This window comes from Pseudomonas fortuita (genome assembly GCF_026898135.2).
In the GTDB taxonomy this organism is placed as follows: Bacteria; Pseudomonadota; Gammaproteobacteria; order Pseudomonadales; family Pseudomonadaceae; genus Aquipseudomonas; species Aquipseudomonas fortuita.
In genome coordinates this window covers 6069726-6085087 of record NZ_CP114035.2, presented here as the reverse complement: position 1 = coordinate 6085087, position 15362 = coordinate 6069726, and the positions used below count along the sequence as shown (strand labels likewise).

General features: G+C 63.9%; 12 protein-coding genes. 7 read left to right on the top strand and 5 right to left on the bottom strand.

Annotated elements, in window-relative coordinates; all coding sequences use genetic code 11:
• The first annotated feature begins 47 nt into the window (after positions 1-47).
• The 4 genes from OZ911_RS27745 (at position 48) to gcvP (ending at position 6314) form a co-directional block, all read left to right on the top strand.
• Positions 48-1670, top strand: a complete 1623-nt coding sequence (locus tag OZ911_RS27745; RefSeq protein ID WP_070086388.1) for an ABC transporter permease — start codon at positions 48-50, stop codon at positions 1668-1670.
• Positions 1671-1793: 123 nt separating this feature from the next.
• On the top strand, positions 1794-2876 hold the full coding sequence (gene gcvT / locus OZ911_RS27740) for a glycine cleavage system aminomethyltransferase GcvT (RefSeq protein WP_016489737.1): 1083 nt from the start codon (positions 1794-1796) through the stop codon (positions 2874-2876).
• Between the two features lie 51 nt (positions 2877-2927).
• Positions 2928-3311 (top strand): glycine cleavage system protein GcvH, encoded by a 384-nt coding sequence (gene gcvH, locus OZ911_RS27735; protein WP_016489736.1) that lies wholly within the window; start codon positions 2928-2930, stop codon positions 3309-3311.
• A 129-nt stretch (positions 3312-3440) separates the two neighbouring features.
• Positions 3441-6314 carry an aminomethyl-transferring glycine dehydrogenase gene (gcvP, locus tag OZ911_RS27730; protein ID WP_268968535.1) on the top strand — a complete coding sequence of 958 codons (2874 nt, stop codon included), beginning with the start codon at positions 3441-3443 and terminating at the stop codon, positions 6312-6314.
• A gap of 110 nt (positions 6315-6424) precedes the next feature.
• Here the strand turns inward: gcvP and OZ911_RS27725 are convergent, their stop codons facing one another.
• The 3 genes from OZ911_RS27725 to OZ911_RS27715 form a co-directional block, all read right to left on the bottom strand.
• Positions 6425-6739: a DUF2388 domain-containing protein gene (locus OZ911_RS27725; protein WP_024718088.1), complete on the bottom strand. Its 315-nt coding sequence runs from the start codon at positions 6737-6739 to the stop codon at positions 6425-6427.
• An 88-nt stretch (positions 6740-6827) separates the two neighbouring features.
• Positions 6828-8501 (bottom strand): GspE/PulE family protein, encoded by a 1674-nt coding sequence (locus OZ911_RS27720; protein ID WP_070086381.1) that lies wholly within the window; start codon positions 8499-8501, stop codon positions 6828-6830.
• Positions 8502-8622: 121 nt separating this feature from the next.
• Positions 8623-8928, bottom strand: a complete 306-nt coding sequence (locus OZ911_RS27715; protein WP_016489732.1) for an ACT-like domain-containing protein — start codon at positions 8926-8928, stop codon at positions 8623-8625.
• Between the two features lie 126 nt (positions 8929-9054).
• On the opposite strand from OZ911_RS27715, the gene OZ911_RS27710 reads away from it, so the two are divergent.
• Positions 9055-9525 (top strand): Lrp/AsnC family transcriptional regulator, encoded by a 471-nt coding sequence (locus OZ911_RS27710; protein ID WP_003253717.1) that lies wholly within the window; start codon positions 9055-9057, stop codon positions 9523-9525.
• A 43-nt stretch (positions 9526-9568) separates the two neighbouring features.
• Here the strand turns inward: OZ911_RS27710 and OZ911_RS27705 are convergent, their stop codons facing one another.
• Positions 9569-10936, bottom strand: coding sequence for a CYTH domain-containing protein (locus OZ911_RS27705; RefSeq protein WP_070086382.1), 1368 nt, complete (start codon positions 10934-10936; stop codon positions 9569-9571).
• Positions 10937-11051: 115 nt separating this feature from the next.
• On the opposite strand from OZ911_RS27705, the gene argE reads away from it, so the two are divergent.
• Entirely contained in the window at positions 11052-12194 is a 1143-nt protein-coding gene (argE, locus tag OZ911_RS27700; RefSeq protein ID WP_016489730.1) for an acetylornithine deacetylase, read from the top strand.
• Between the two features lie 124 nt (positions 12195-12318).
• Positions 12319-13617, top strand: a complete 1299-nt coding sequence (gene argA / locus OZ911_RS27695; RefSeq protein ID WP_060516824.1) for an amino-acid N-acetyltransferase — start codon at positions 12319-12321, stop codon at positions 13615-13617.
• A 136-nt stretch (positions 13618-13753) separates the two neighbouring features.
• Here argA and OZ911_RS27690 read toward each other — a convergent pair whose 3' ends face one another.
• Positions 13754-15130, bottom strand: a complete 1377-nt coding sequence (locus OZ911_RS27690; RefSeq protein ID WP_016489728.1) for a glutamine synthetase family protein — start codon at positions 15128-15130, stop codon at positions 13754-13756.
• Positions 15131-15362: the final 232 nt, after the last annotated feature.

Genomic DNA, 15362 nt, shown 5'->3' with positions numbered 1-15362 from the left:
CCGCGAACGACCGCGCAGCGGTCGCCATCGCAACCGAGAATCAAGCCTTGCCCCACACCCCCCAACGCCGCTGGTACCTCCCGGTCTCCCTGATCGCCGCCCTCGTGCTGCTGCCCTTGAGCGTCCTGCTGTTGTCCTGGCAGTCGATCGATATGCAGATCTGGTCGCACCTGCTCGACACCCAGATGAACCGCCTGTTGGGCAATACCCTGACGCTGGTGGTGGGCGTGGGTATCGGCGTCACTGTACTGGGCGTCAGCCTCGCCTGGCTCACCAGCCTCTGCGAGTTCCCCGGCCGGCGCTGGCTGGACTGGGCGCTGATGCTGCCGTTCGCCATCCCGGCCTATGTGCTGGCGTTCGTCTTCGTCGGCCTGCTGGACTTCGCCGGCCCGGTGCAAAGCGCCCTGCGTGAGGTGTTCGGGCCGATGCGCCTGCCGCGGGTGCGCTCCACCGGCGGGGTGATCATCGTGCTGGTGCTGGTGTTCTACCCCTATGTCTATCTGCTGGCGCGCACGGCCTTCCTGGCCCAGGGCAAAGGCCTGATGGAAGCGGCGCGCGTACTCGGGCTATCGCCCCTGCAGGCTTTCTGGCGTGTGGCCTTGCCGATGGCACGGCCGGCCATCGGTGCCGGCATTGCCCTGGCCTTGATGGAAACCCTGGCCGACTTCGGCGCGGTGGCCGTGTTCAATTTCGACACCTTCACCACCGCCATCTACAAGACCTGGTACGGCTTCTTCAGCCTGTCCAGCGCCGCCCAGCTGGCCAGCCTGTTGTTGCTGGCAGTGATGCTGGTGCTGTACGGCGAGCGCCGTGCCCGTGGGGCCAGCCGCAGCGGCAACGAGCGGCCGCGGGCGCAGGCGCTGTACCACCTGCGCGGGGTCAAGGCGCTGCTGGCCAGTGGCTGGTGCCTGCTGGTGTTTGCCTGCGCCTTCGTCATCCCGCTGCTGCAGCTGCTGGCGTGGTTCTGGCAACGCGGCCGGCATGACCTGGACGAGCGCTATGTCGGCCTGGTGTTGCACACCCTGTACCTGGGCAGCATGGCGGCACTGGTCACGGTGAGCGTGGCGCTGGTGCTGGCCTTTGCCCGGCGGCAGGCGCCGACGGGGGCTATCCGCGCCGGGGTCGGCCTGGCCAATCTGGGCTATGCCTTGCCCGGCTCGGTGCTGGCAGTGTCGATCATGCTGGCGTTCAGTTACCTCGACAACCACTTGGTGATTCCGCTGTCCAGCTGGCTGGGCGGGGCAGGCAAGCCGCTGTTGCTGGGCAGCCTGGCCGCCCTGCTGCTGGCCTACCTGGTGCGTTTCATCGCCGTGGCCTACGGGCCGCTGGAAAGCAGCCTGGAGCGTATCCGCCCGTCACTGCCCGAGGCCTCCCGTAGCCTGGGCGTGGGTGGGCCCAGATTGTTTTTCAAGGTGTATCTGCCGCTGCTGGTGCCCGGTGCCCTCAGCGCCGCCCTGCTGGTGTTCGTCGATGTGCTCAAGGAGATGCCGGCCACCTTGCTGATGCGACCGTTCGGCTGGGACACCTTGGCGGTACGGGTGTTCGAGATGACCAGCGAGGGCGAATGGGCGCGTGCCTCGCTGCCCGCATTGACGCTGGTACTGGTGGGCCTGCTGCCGGTCATCGGCCTGATCCGCCGTTCGGCACATCGGCCCGGTCACAGTCACTGAGGGTGTCAGCCTGCGTCCTTGCGGCTACAATGCGCGGCATTCGCGCGGTGGGTCCTACAAGAAGAGCTGACGATCAAACGTCATCGACCGCCGCCGCTTCGCCACGCCCGGAAGGAGAAACCCATGGGACAGCGCACGCTTTTGTATGACCTGCACCTGGCGCTTGGCGCCAAAACGGTCGATTTCGGTGGCTGGGACATGCCCCTGCACTATGGCTCGCAGGTCGAGGAGCACCACCAGGTGCGCAGCGATTGCGGGGTTTTCGATGTTTCCCACATGACCGTGATCGATGTCGATGGCAGCGACGCAACTGCCTGGCTGCAACGTTTGCTGGCCAACGACGTGGCCCGCCTCAAGGCTACCGGCAAGGCGCTGTACAGCCCGCTGCTCCAGGAGCAGGGCGGGGTGATCGACGACTTGATCGTCTACCGCACGGAAACCGGCTACCGCCTGGTCACCAACGCCGCTACCCGGGCGAGAGTGCTCGATTGGCTAGAACGCCAGCGGGCCGGTTTTACTGTGAAATTCCAGGTCCGCCCCGACCTGGCCATTCTCGCCATCCAGGGCCCACGTGCCCGCGAAAAGGTCGCAGCACTGCTCAGCCAGGCGCGTGCGGCGCTGATTCGCGATCTGCGACCGTTCGAAGGTGTCGCCGACGGTGACTGGTTCATTGCCCGCACCGGGTATACCGGTGAGGACGGCCTGGAGATCATCTTCCCGGGCGATCAGGCGGTGGCATTCTTCAATGATTTAGTCGGCGCCGGCATCGCCCCCAGTGGCCTGGGTGCCCGCGATACACTGCGCCTGGAAGCCGGCATGAACCTGTACGGCCAGGACATCGACGAAGCCCATACCCCGCTGACCTCCAACCTGGGCTGGAGCATCGCCTGGGAGCCAGCCGAGCGTGACTTCATCGGCCGCGCCGGCCTGCTGACGGAAATCGAACAGGGTGTGCAGGAAAAGCTGGTCGGCCTGGTGCTGGAAGAGCGCGGCGTGCTGCGTGCCCACCAGGTGGTGCGTGTGGCCGGGATTGGCGAAGGGGAGATCACCAGTGGTAGTTTCTCTCCTACGCTGAGCAAGTCCATTGCCCTTGCGCGCGTACCCATGGCCACCGGTGACCGCGCCGAGGTGGAAATCCGCGGCAAATGGTACCCGGTGCGAGTGGTCAAACCGACCTTCGTGCGCCACGGCAAGATCCTGATCTGAACATTTATCAACCGGCGGGCGTACCGCTGAGCCAATCGAGGAATTCAAGACATGAGCAATATCCCCGCCGACCTGCGTTTTGCCGAAAGCCACGAGTGGGCGCGCCTGGAAGCCGACGGCAGCGTGACCGTGGGTATCAGTGACCACGCCCAGCAAGCCCTGGGTGACGTGGTATTCGTCGAGCTGGCCGAAGTCGGCAAGGTATTCGCCGCTGGCGACGCTGCCGGTGTGGTCGAGTCGGTCAAGGCCGCTTCGGACATTTACGCCCCGATCGGCGGCGAAGTGATCGCAGTCAACGAAGAACTGGCCGATAGCCCGGAGCAGCTCAACGAAGAACCCTACACAGCGTGGATCTTCAAACTGAAGCCAAGCAACCCGGCCGAGCTGGAAAAGCTGCTGGATGCTGCCGGCTATGCAGCTGCCATCGGCGAGTAACTGATAGATCTTGGGGCGCAACGCGCCCCCGGCTTTCGCCAGGCCAAAGCAAGTTTCCCCGCAGAATCGGCAATCCCTTCCTAGACTTGTAAGTCTCCATGAGACTTGGTCTAGGAAGAGAGCGTCGTCATGTCCCAGTCGCCATCCCTGCATCAACTGCAAGAGCTCAACCCTTTCCTGCATCGCCACCTGGGCCCCGATGGCGCAGAACAGCAGGCCATGCTCAACGTGCTGGGTGTCGCCAGCCGCAGCGAGCTGATCGAGCAGACCGTACCGCCAGGCATCCGCCTCAATCGCCCACTTGACCTGCCAGCGGCGCTGGATGAGCAGGCCGCGCTGGCCAAACTCGCCGGCTACGCCGCACAGAACCAGGTCTGGACCAGCCTGATCGGCATGGGCTACCACGGCACCATCACCCCCACGGTCATCCTGCGCAATGTGCTGGAAAACCCCGGCTGGTACACCGCCTATACGCCGTATCAACCCGAAATCGCCCAAGGCCGCCTGGAGGCGCTGCTGAACTTCCAGCAAATGGTCATCGACCTCACCGGGCTGGCGCTGGCCAATGCCTCGCTGCTCGATGAAGCCACCGCCGCCGCCGAGGCCATGGCCCTGGCCAAGCGGATGGCGCGCAACAAGAGCAATGCCTTCTTTGCTGACGAGCACTGCCACCCGCAGACGCTGTCGGTACTCAAGACCCGCGCCGAGGGCTTTGGCTTCGAATTGATCGTCGACGCTGTGGATAACCTTGGCAATCACGCGGTATTTGGCGCTTTGCTGCAGTATCCCGACACCCACGGCGAGGTGCGTGACCTGCGCCCGCTGATCGACCAGTTGCACAGCCAGCAGGCACTGGCCTGCGTGGCTGCCGACCTGCTCAGCCTGGTGGTGCTGACGCCCCCCGGCGAGCTGGGGGCCGATGTGGTACTGGGTTCGACCCAGCGCTTTGGTGTGCCGATGGGCTACGGCGGCCCCCACGCGGCCTATTTCGCCTGCCGCGACGACTACAAGCGTGCCATGCCGGGGCGCATCATTGGCGTGTCGCGCGATGCCCGTGGCAACACTGCGCTGCGCATGGCCCTGCAAACCCGCGAGCAGCATATCCGCCGCGAGAAGGCCAACTCCAACATCTGCACGGCCCAGGTGCTATTGGCCAACATTGCCGGCTTCTACGCGGTGTATCACGGCCCTGAAGGCCTGCAGCGCATCGCCCAGCGTGTGCACCGGCTGACCGTCATCCTGGCTGCTGGCCTTGAAGCCAAAGGCATCCAGCGGCTCAACCGGCATTTCTTCGACACCCTTACCCTGGATGTCGGCGGCACCCAGGCGGCCATCATCGAAAGCGCCGAAGCCGCGCACATCAACGTGCGCATTCTTGGGCGCGGGCACCTGGGCGTGAGCCTGGACGAAACCTGTGACGAGCACACGGTGCTGCGCCTGTTCGATATCTTCCTGGGTGTGGACCACGGCCTGGAGATCGCAGCCCTCGACCAGCTGGCCCTGCCCCAAGGCATCCCGGCCGGGCTGGTGCGGCGCACGCCGTTTCTCGCTCACCCGGTGTTCAACCTGCACCACAGCGAAACCGAGATGCTGCGCTACCTCAAGCAGCTGGAGAACAAGGACCTGGCCCTGAACCAGTCGATGATCCCGCTGGGCTCGTGCACCATGAAACTCAACGCCACCAGTGAAATGATCCCCATCACCTGGCCCGGCTTTGCCCACATGCACCCCTTTGCGCCGGCGGCCCAGGCCACGGGTTACAAGGCGATGATCGACGAACTGGAAAGCTGGCTGTGCGCAATCACCGGCTTCGACGCCATCTGCATGCAGCCCAACTCCGGTGCCCAGGGCGAGTACGCAGGCCTGATGGCCATCACCCGCTACCATCGCAGCCGCCACCAGCCCCAGCGCACGCTGTGCCTGATTCCCTCGTCAGCCCACGGCACCAACCCGGCGTCGGCGCAAATGGCGGGCATGGAGGTGGTGATCGTGGATTGCGACGACCACGGCAACGTCGACTTGAACGATCTCAAGGCCAAAGCCCACGCGGCCGGGGAGCGCTTGTCGTGCCTGATGGTCACCTATCCGTCCACCCACGGTGTGTACGAAGAGGGCATCCGCGAAATCTGCGAAGTGGTCCATCAGCACGGCGGCCAGGTGTACATGGATGGCGCCAACCTCAATGCCCAGGTGGGCCTGGCGCGGCCGGCCGACATGGGGGCCGATGTTTCGCACATGAACCTGCACAAGACTTTCTGCATCCCTCACGGCGGTGGTGGCCCGGGCATGGGGCCGATTGGTATCCGCGCGCACCTCACGCCGTTCGTTGCCAGCCACCCGGTGGTACCTGTGCCCGGCCTGGACCCGAACAACAGCGCGGTCAGCGCCGCACCCTGGGGCAGCGCGAGCATCCTGCCGATCAGCTGGATGTACATTGCCATGATGGGGCCGCAGCTGGCCGATGCCAGCGAGGTGGCAATCCTGTCGGCCAACTACCTGGCCAGCCAGTTGGGCGGCGCCTTCCCGGTGCTTTACCGCGGGCGCAACCAGCGGGTGGCGCATGAGTGCATCTTCGACTTGCGGCCGTTGAAAGCACAGACGGGCATCAGCGAGGAGGACGTGGCCAAGCGTTTGATGGACTATGGTTTCCACGCCCCGACCATGTCATTCCCGGTGCCGGGCACGCTGATGGTGGAGCCGACCGAAAGTGAGTCCAAAGCCGAGCTGGACCGGTTTGTCGAGGCGATGCTGGCGATTCGTGCAGAAATTGGCGAGGTGCAGGACGGCAACTGGCCGGCAGAGAACAACCCCCTCAAGCATGCGCCGCATACCCTGGCTGATGTACTGGGGGTGTGGGACAGGCCGTATAGCCTGGAGCAGGCGGTGGCACCCAGTGCGCACGTGCGCCAGCACAAGTACTGGCCGGCGGTGAACCGGGTGGACAACGTGTATGGGGGCAGAAACCTGTTCTGCGCGTGTGTGCCGGTGGAGGCTTACCGCTGAGATTAGTGCTGGGTTTTTCGCGGGCTTGCCCGCTCCCACAGGAATTGCACCAGATTCAGCCTTGTGCGGTCCCTGTGGGAGCGGGCAGGCCCGCGAAGCAGGCGACGCGGTTACTCGGCTACTGCATTCTTGGCCAGGATGGCATTGGCCAGTTCCATGTCGGAAGCTTGCATCCCTGGGTGCTCTGCCCGTGCCTGGCGCATGGCCGCTTCCAGGAACGGCCCGCGGATTGCGCCTTCGCTGGCGACGAAGCTGCTGGCGTCATCCTGCGCGGCTACTACCAGTTTGTGATCCCGCGAGGTCAGGTAGCTCGATCCAGTGGTTGCACCGGAAGTCATCACGTTACGCCAGAAGGTATCGGCCATGGCCGAGCCAATGGGCAGCGAAAGCAAGGCAGCGGCAGCGATGGCGGTTTTGAGACGCATGTTGAAACACCTCGAAGGGTGAGGGTTAAAGATGCGCGGTTGGATCTTTTCTGCCAGGGCAAGTTCCTTGAATACAAAGGACTTTTCGTCAGTTGCAGACACGCAGTACTTCCTCGGTACGGGTCTGCCCGCTAGCCACTTTGGCCTCGCCGCAACGGCGCAGGTCAACCAGGCCATCGGCCAGCGCCTGACGCCGTAAATGGGTCAGATCGGTGTTCGGGCCAATCAAAGCACGCAGGCTCTCACTGGGCTGCAGCAGTTCGAACAACCCCGTGCGCCCATGAAAACCGGTGCCTCGGCAGGTCCGGCAGGTGTCTGAAGGATTCGCTCCACAGTCCGGGCACAACGTACGCACCAGGCGCTGGGCCATGACCCCGACCAGTGTGGCCTTGATCAGGTAGTCGGCCACACCCAGCTCTTGCAGGCGCGTGATTGCCGCGCAGGCGTCGTTGGTATGCAGGGTCGACAGGACCAGGTGCCCGGTCAGGGCCGCCTGTACCGCCACCAGGGCCGTTTCGCGGTCGCGGATTTCGCCGATCATGATGATGTCCGGGTCCTGGCGCAGCATGGCCCGCACGGCGCTGGCAAAACCCAGGTCCAGCGCGGGCTGCACCTGTAGCTGGTTGAAGGCCGGTTCCAGGCGTTCGATCGGGTCTTCGATGGTGCACACGTTTACCTGCGGCGTGGCCAGCAGTGTGAGGCTGGTGTACAGCGTGCTGGTCTTGCCGGAACCGGTGGGGCCGGTGACCAGGATGATGCCCTGGCGCTGGCGCAGCAGGCTTTGCCACTGAGCCAGCTGCGGCCCCTCCAGGCCGAGGTGGTCGAAGCCCTCGTGCAGTTGGTGTGGGTCGAACACGCGCAGTACCAGCTTTTCGCCGAACGGGGTCGGCAGCGTCGACAGCCGTAGTTCCACTTCACCACCACCCGGTAGCCGGCTTTGCAGGCGGCCGTCCTGGGGCCGACGCTTTTCTGCAACGTCCATGCGGCCAAGGTGTTTCAGGCGGCTGACCAGCGCCAGGGTGACCCCGGCGGGGAAGGCATACACGGTGTGCAGCAGGCCATCGATGCGGTAGCGCAACTGGCCCTGGTCGCGTCGTGGCTCCAGGTGGATATCGCTGGCGCGCTGCTCAATGGCGTATTGCAGCAGCCAGTCGACGATATGCACGATGTGCGCGTCGTCTGCGCTGGCCTCGGTCTGGCGCATGCCCAGTTCCAGCCACTGTTCGAGGTCGCCCAGGCTGGACGATTGCTGGTGCTGCGCGCCCTTTACCGACTGGGCCAAGTGGTGAAACGACTGCTCTGACTGGCGGATTTGTGTGGGGCTGGCCAGCACGCGGCGGATCGGCCGACCCAGGCTGCGGGCCAGGTCTGCCTGCCAGTCGTTCTGGTAGGGCTGGGCGCTGGCGACGGTGATGCCGGAGGGGTCGTCGGCGACGATGAGGATGCCGTGGCGCTGGGCAAAAGCAGGGGATACCAGGCCGGCGACTTGCGGCAGGTCGAGTTGCATGGGGTCGATACGCAGGTAGGGCTGACCGACCTTGCCGGCCAGCCATTGGCAGAGGTAGTCCACGTCCAGCAGCCGGCCTGGTTGCCGGCGGTCTTCCAGGCAGCAGGCGGCGATGTGTTCCAGCGGGTGGCCGGCGGGCTGTGCGGCGGCGTGTTCGAGTACTTGCAGGGTGTCGTTGGCGTGTAGGTACTGATCGGTGAGCAGGGCCTGAAGCACGCGCTTCAGATCGAGTTCCAGGTTGTCGGGGGTGTGCATGGTTGGCGTCCGTGCCTGATGGGGAAGTGCTGATCAAGGCTAGCCGGGCGGCGGAAGAGCATCGGAGGTGAAGGGTTTCAGGAATTTGCTATTTCTGTGCCGGCGATAGCGCCGCAAATATTCATACAACCGCCAGCTCCACCCGGTGCATGTTGGTCAGGCTCACTTCACCCACACACACCAGGTTACGCAGTTTCTGCGCAATCACCTCGGCCCGGTGCCAGCTCAGGCCGCCAATGCCGACTTCGATGTCCAGCCAGTCATCCTGCTGGCTGACGTGCACGCTGTGCGGGGTCAGGAACTGCAGGGCAAACAGGTTGAGCACGCGGCACAGGCTGTCGGGCTCGGCATCTGCTTGCAGGCGGTAGTGCACGGTGCTGTGGGCGTTGCTGGCGGCCCAGGCGTCGGTACGGGGCTGTGCGTTCATGCTGGTCTCCGCGAATGTGGGAGAAATTCTTGCACGTCAGGCGCGGCATTTTTTCGCTATCATTTGATCATTTTGCCTATTTGATGAATTGATCAATTCAGATAATGCCAATCATGAGATTGAACAATGCATAGTGAGCTGGACGCCTACGACCGCCGCATTCTCGAATTGCTGCAAGAGGACGCTTCGCTGTCCAGCGCGCAGATCGCCGAGCGCGTGGGGCTGTCGCAATCGCCGTGCTGGCGGCGCATACAGCGCTTGAAGGAAGAGGGGGTGATTCGCGGGCAGGTGACCTTGCTGGACCGCAAGAAAGTCGGCCTGAACACGCAAATTTTCGCCGAGGTGAAGCTCAATGCTCACGGGCGCTCCAACTTCACCGAGTTTACCGAGGCGATCCGCGGGTTTCCGGAGGTGCTGGAGTGTTATGTGCTGATGGGGGCAGTGGACTTTCTACTGCGCATCGTCACGTCGGATATCGAGGCCTACGAACGGTTCTTCTTCGAAAAACTGTCGAACGTGCCGGGTATCCAGGAAGTGAACTCTATTGTGGCGCTGTCCGAGATCAAGTCCACCACCAGCCTGCCGCTGTCGCGGTGAGGCCATTCGCGGCGCCGAACCGCCGCGAAATGGCGACGCGGTATCAAGCCTTGATCAGGTGCTTCCAGCCGCGACTCTGATCCACTGCCCGAGCCTGTTCGATACGTGCGTCCAGCACTTCATCACTGATTGGCAGTTCGGCCAGCTCGTGCAGCTTCTTCAGGTCGCCATACAGGCGGTCCATCTGCGGCGCTTCCAGCACCTGGCGAGCATGGTGTAGCCAGGCCAGCAGTTGCTCGATACGTGGCAGCTGCTCGGCCAGGTCTTCTGGGCGCTGGGTGTACAGCGGCAGCTTCAACGCGCGGCCTTCTTCGCCCAGCAGGTGTGCCAGCCAGCTGGCCAGCTGCGCCTTGCCCTGGCGTTCGCCACGGCCTTTGCGCTCCACGGTCCAGGAACGGGCCAGCAGCCAGCGCGAGGTTTCCAGCGAGAACTGGCCCCAGCGCACGTCTTCCAGTTCTTCGGCGAACTGCTCGGGGGCAGCGCGGCGGATGTCTTCGTCATCGTTGCCGGCCTGCACCAGCGGGCGCCAGTCTTCCAGCAGGGCGTCGAGGCTGCTGCGCAGCTCACGGGTGCTCGCGCGTGGCGCGGCCTGGCCAAGGCTGGCGGTGAGGGCGCGCAGCTCGCTCAGGCACTCGACCCAGTCCTGCAGCAGGCGCCAGTGGCCGTTGTGGCGGTACTGCTCGGCCAGGCGCTGGCTGCTGCCCAGCAGTTGCCAGGCCAATGCGGCGTAAGCGTCGTCCAGGGCCATCTCGGCGTCCAGCTCGCTGTGCGGCAGGCCCAACTCGTAGCTGTCCGGCTCCAGCAGGCGGTAGCCACGCTCGGCTTTGCTGATGTCGCAGGGCATCAGCGGCAGGCTGGCGGCCAGCTCGGCGGCAAGCTCCAGCAGTGCTTGCGGGTCACCTTCGCGCAGTTCCAGCTCCAGCTCGCAGATCTCTTCCTTGCGCTTGCCGGCGATCACGAAGCCCTGGTCCAGCGCGGCTTCGATCACCACTTTGCTCTTGCCACGGCCCCAGGCGATTTCGGCGTATTCACGGCTGAAGTCGGTGGTGAACAGCGGCTTGATGGTTTTCTTGTCCAGGTCTGCCAGTTGCTCGGGCCAGCAGGTGGCGTCCAGCTTCTTCAGGTCGAGCTTGACCTTGTCCAGGTTCCATTCGTACTCGTTGCGCTCGGACAGGCCGGCCACGCTGGTGCCGCGGCATTTGAGGGTCTGGATGACGGCATCGCCATCGCGGCGCAGGCGCAGAGCGACACGGGCGGCGGACAGCTCACGCTCGGGGGTGTCGAAGTACTGGTTGAGCAGTTCACGGGTCTGCCAGCCGGACTTGTTGCGCTTTTTCAGCAGAGGGTGCTCGCGCAGGGCGGCAAGGGTCTCGCGGCTGGCGCGGAGCTTCAGTTCGGTTTCTTTGTGCATCACAGACTCGAAAGAGGGGCGTGGTTGGCGGAGAGTCTACAGCAGTCAGCCACCAACGGTTTATTCCAGACAGCGGATAGTCCTATGATGGGCAACGCTTCCGAGGAGTATGTGCATGCCGTTGCCGACGCTGAAAGACCAGTTTGCCGCCTTGATCGCCGCGCCTTCGGTCAGTTGCACCCAACCTGCGCTGGACCAGTCCAACCGCCACGTGATCGACCTGCTGGCGGGGTGGCTGGGCGACCTGGGGTTCAAATGCGACATCCAGCAGGTCACTGCGGGCAAGTTCAACCTGCTGGCCAGCCGCGGCAGCGGCCCGGGTGGCCTGGTGCTGGCTGGGCACAGCGATACCGTCCCCTATGACGAACAACTGTGGGCCAGCGACCCGCTGAAGCTGACCGAGGTCGATGGCCGCTGGGTCGGCCTGGGCAGCTGTGACATGAAGGGCTTTTTCGCCTTGGTCATCGAAGCCGTCATCCCGCTGTTGGAGCACGACTTCAAGCAGCCACTGCTGATCCTCGCCACCTGCGACGAAGAAAGCTCCATGTCCGGTGCCCGCGCCCTGGCTGAGGCCGGCCAGCCCCTGGGCCGTGCTGCGGTCATCGGCGAGCCTACCGGGCTGCGGCCGATCCGCATGCACAAGGGCATTCTCATGGACCGCATCGACATCCTCGGGCGCAGCGGCCATTCGTCGGACCCAAGCCTGGGCCGCAGCGCCCTGGAGGCCATGCACGCGGTGATGGCCGAGCTGATGGGCTTGCGCCAGCAATGGCAGCAAACCTACCGCAACCCGCAGTTCACCGTGCCGACCCCGACCCTGAACTTCGGCTGCATCCACGGCGGCGACAACCCCAACCGCATCTGTGGCCAGTGTGCGCTCGAATTCGACCTGCGGCCGCTGCCGGGCATGGATGTGGAGCAATTGCGCGCAGCCATACGCGAAAAGCTGGTGCCCGTGGCCGAGCGCCATGATGTGCGCATTGACTACGCACCGTTGTTCCCGGAGGTGCCGCCGTTCGAGCAGGCTGCCGATGCCGAGCTGGTGCAAGTGGCGGAACGCCTGACCGGCCATCGCGCCGAAGCGGTGGCGTTTGGCACCGAAGCGCCTTATCTTCAGCAGCTGGGCTGCCAGACCATCGTGCTGGGCCCTGGCGACATCGCCTGTGCCCACCAGCCCGGCGAATACCTTGAAATGTCACGAATCGAGCCTACCGTGCGTCTATTGCGTGACCTGATCCGGCACTATTGCCTGCACTAAACGTCAATCGAGTTGATTCGTTCCTGCCTAGAGGAGACCGCGCGTGACCGCAAGCCTGTTCCGACGATGATCTTGAACGCCCCTTGTATCGCCGTTCTCCGTCCACTTATCCACAGGCCCTGTCATGCCCGACTACGTCAACTGGCTGCGTCACGCCTCCCCGTACATCAATGCCCATCGCGACTGCACCTTCGTGGTCATGCTCCCCGGCGATGGGGTGGAACACCCTAATTTCGGCAACATCGTCCACGACCTGGTGTTGCTGCACAGCCTTGGCGTGCGCCTGGTGCTGGTGCATGGCTCGCGCCCGCAGATCGAAAGCCGATTGGCCGAGCGCGGGCTGACCCCGCACTACCACCATGGCCTGCGTATCACCGATGCCGCCACCCTGGACTGCGTGATCGATGCCGTTGGCGCCCTGCGCCTGGCCATCGAGGCACGCCTGTCGATGGACATCGCCGCGTCGCCGATGCAAGGCTCGCGCCTGCGGGTGGCGTCTGGCAACCTGGTTACCGCACGGCCGATCGGCGTGCTCGAAGGGGTGGACTACCACCACACCGGTGAAGTGCGCCGGGTCGACCGCAAGGGCATCAGCCGCCTGCTCGACGAGCGCTCCATCGTGCTGTTGTCGCCGCTGGGCTACTCGCCCACCGGCGAAATCTTCAACCTGGCCTGTGAAGATGTGGCCACCCGTGCCGCCATCGAACTGGGGGCCGACAAGTTGCTGCTATTCGGCGCCGAGCCGGGCCTGCTGGACGCCGACGGCAAGCTGGTGCGGGAACTGCGCCCGCAGCAGGTTGCCCCGCACCTGCAGCGTCTGGGCAGCGACTACCAGGGCGAACTGCTGGACGCCGCCGCCGAGGCCTGCAAGGGCGGCGTGGCGCGCAGCCACATTGTCAGTTATGCCGAGGACGGCGCACTGCTGACCGAGCTGTTCACCCGGGGTGGTGGCGGTACGCTCGTGTCGCAGGAGCAGTTCGAAGTGGTGCGCGAGGCAACCATCGAGGATGTGGGCGGCTTGCTGGAACTGATCAGCCCGCTGGAAGAGCAGGGCATTCTGGTGCGCCGCTCGCGTGAAGTGCTGGAGCGGGAGATCGAGCAGTTCAGCGTGGTCGAGCGCGAGGGCATGATCATCGCCTGTGCGGCGTTGTACCCGATTGCCGACTCCGAGGCAGGGGAACTGGCATGCCTGGCGGTGAACCCGGAATACCGCCACGGCGGGCGCGGAGATGAATTGCTGGAGCGCATCGAGAGCCGGGCGCGGCAGATGGGGTTGAATACCCTGTTCGTGCTCACGACGCGTACGGCGCACTGGTTCCGTGAGCGCGGTTTTGCACCCAGCGGTGTGGAGCGGCTGCCATCGGCGCGGGCTTCGCTGTACAACTACCAGCGCAATTCGAAGATTTTCGAGAAACCGCTTTAAGCCTGTACCGGCCTCTTCGCGGGACAAGCCCGCTCCCACAGGGTAATCTCCAGTGCTGAAGCTTGTGGCTTACCTGCGGAAGCGGGCGACACCGGTCTCAAACAAGAACGCCGCCCTTGAGGGGCGGCGTTTTTGTTTACACGGTATGCAGGTACCAGTTGTACTCGAGGTCGGAGATCGAGTGCTCGAACTCCTCCAGCTCGCTTTCCTTGCACGCGACGAAGATGTCGATGTACTTCGGATCGATGTACTTGTTGAGGATCTCGCTGTCGTCCAGCTCGCGCAAGGCATCGCGCAGGTTGTTCGGCAGGCTCTGCTCCAGCTGCTCGTACGAGTTGCCTTCGATTGGCTTGCCCGGCTCGATCTTGTTGGTCAGGCCGTGGTGCACGCCTGCCAGCACGGCCGCCATCATCAGGTACGGGTTGGCGTCGGCGCCGGCGACCCGGTGCTCGAGGCGCACGGCATCTGCCGAGCCTGTTGGCACCCGCAGCGCTACGGTGCGGTTGTCCAGGCCCCAGCTTGGCGCGTTCGGAACATAGAACTGCGCGCCAAAGCGGCGGTACGAGTTGACGTTCGGGCAAAGGAACGCCATGGACGCGGGCAGGGTCTCGAGCACACCGCCGACAGCGTGACGTAGCGCGGCGTTCTGCTCGGGATCCTCGCTGGTGAAGATGTTGTGGCCATCTTTGTCCAGCACGGAAATGTGTACATGCAGGCCGTTGCCTGCCTGGCCCGGGTAGGGCTTGGCCATGAAGGTGGTATCCATTTCATGGTCGTACGCAATGTTCTTGATCAACCGCTTGAGCAGTACTGCGTAGTCACAGGCCTTGAGCGGGTCGGGGACGTGGTGCAGGTTGACTTCGAACTGCGCCGGGGCGCTTTCCTTGACGATGGCGTCGGCCGGGATGCCTTGTTCTTTCGCGCCTTCGAGGATGTCCTGCAGGCAGTCGGCATATTCGTCGAGGTCGTCGATCAGGTACACCTGGGTCGACTGCGGGCGTTTGCCCGAAATTGGCGAGCGCGGCGGCTGCGGGCGGCCGTTCACGTTCTCCTGGTCGATCAGGTAGAACTCCAGTTCGAATGCAGCGCAAATGGTGAGGCCCATCTCGTCGAACTTGCTCACCACCTGACGCAGCACTTCACGAGGGTCGGCGAAGAACGGCTCGCCTTCGATCTCGTGCATGGTCATCAGCAGTTGGGCAGTGGGGCGCTTTTGCCACGGCTCGTTACAGAGCGTGTCGGGGATCGGGTAGCAGATGCGGTCAGCATCGCCAATGTCCAGGCCAAGCCCGGTACTTTCGACGGTGGAACCGTTGATGTCCAGGGCGAAGAGGGAGGCCGGCAGGTTGATGCCTTTCTCGTAAACCTTGTGGAGGCTGGTGCGCTCAATGCGCTTGCCGCGCACCACACCATTCATATCTGCAATCAGAAGGTCAACGTAGAGAACCTCAGGATGTTCCTTAAGGAACGCGTTCGCTTCGTTAAGCTGAACGGCACGCGGGGGTACCGACATGATGCAACACCTTTGTTGTTAAAAATATCAATCAAGGGGGGCTTGCAGGACCAGTCAATCGAAAAGCCATACTGATGTCAAGCCAACCCCATGATGCCCTGAAATGGCACATCTACGGCAGATTTGCTGCAAATCGGGGCGTGCCATTATCCGCTATTTCACCTGCAAAGGGGTATCTCAAGCGTGCCGTCTTTTATTTTTTACGCGGGTGTTGTGTAAAAAAATGAACAAG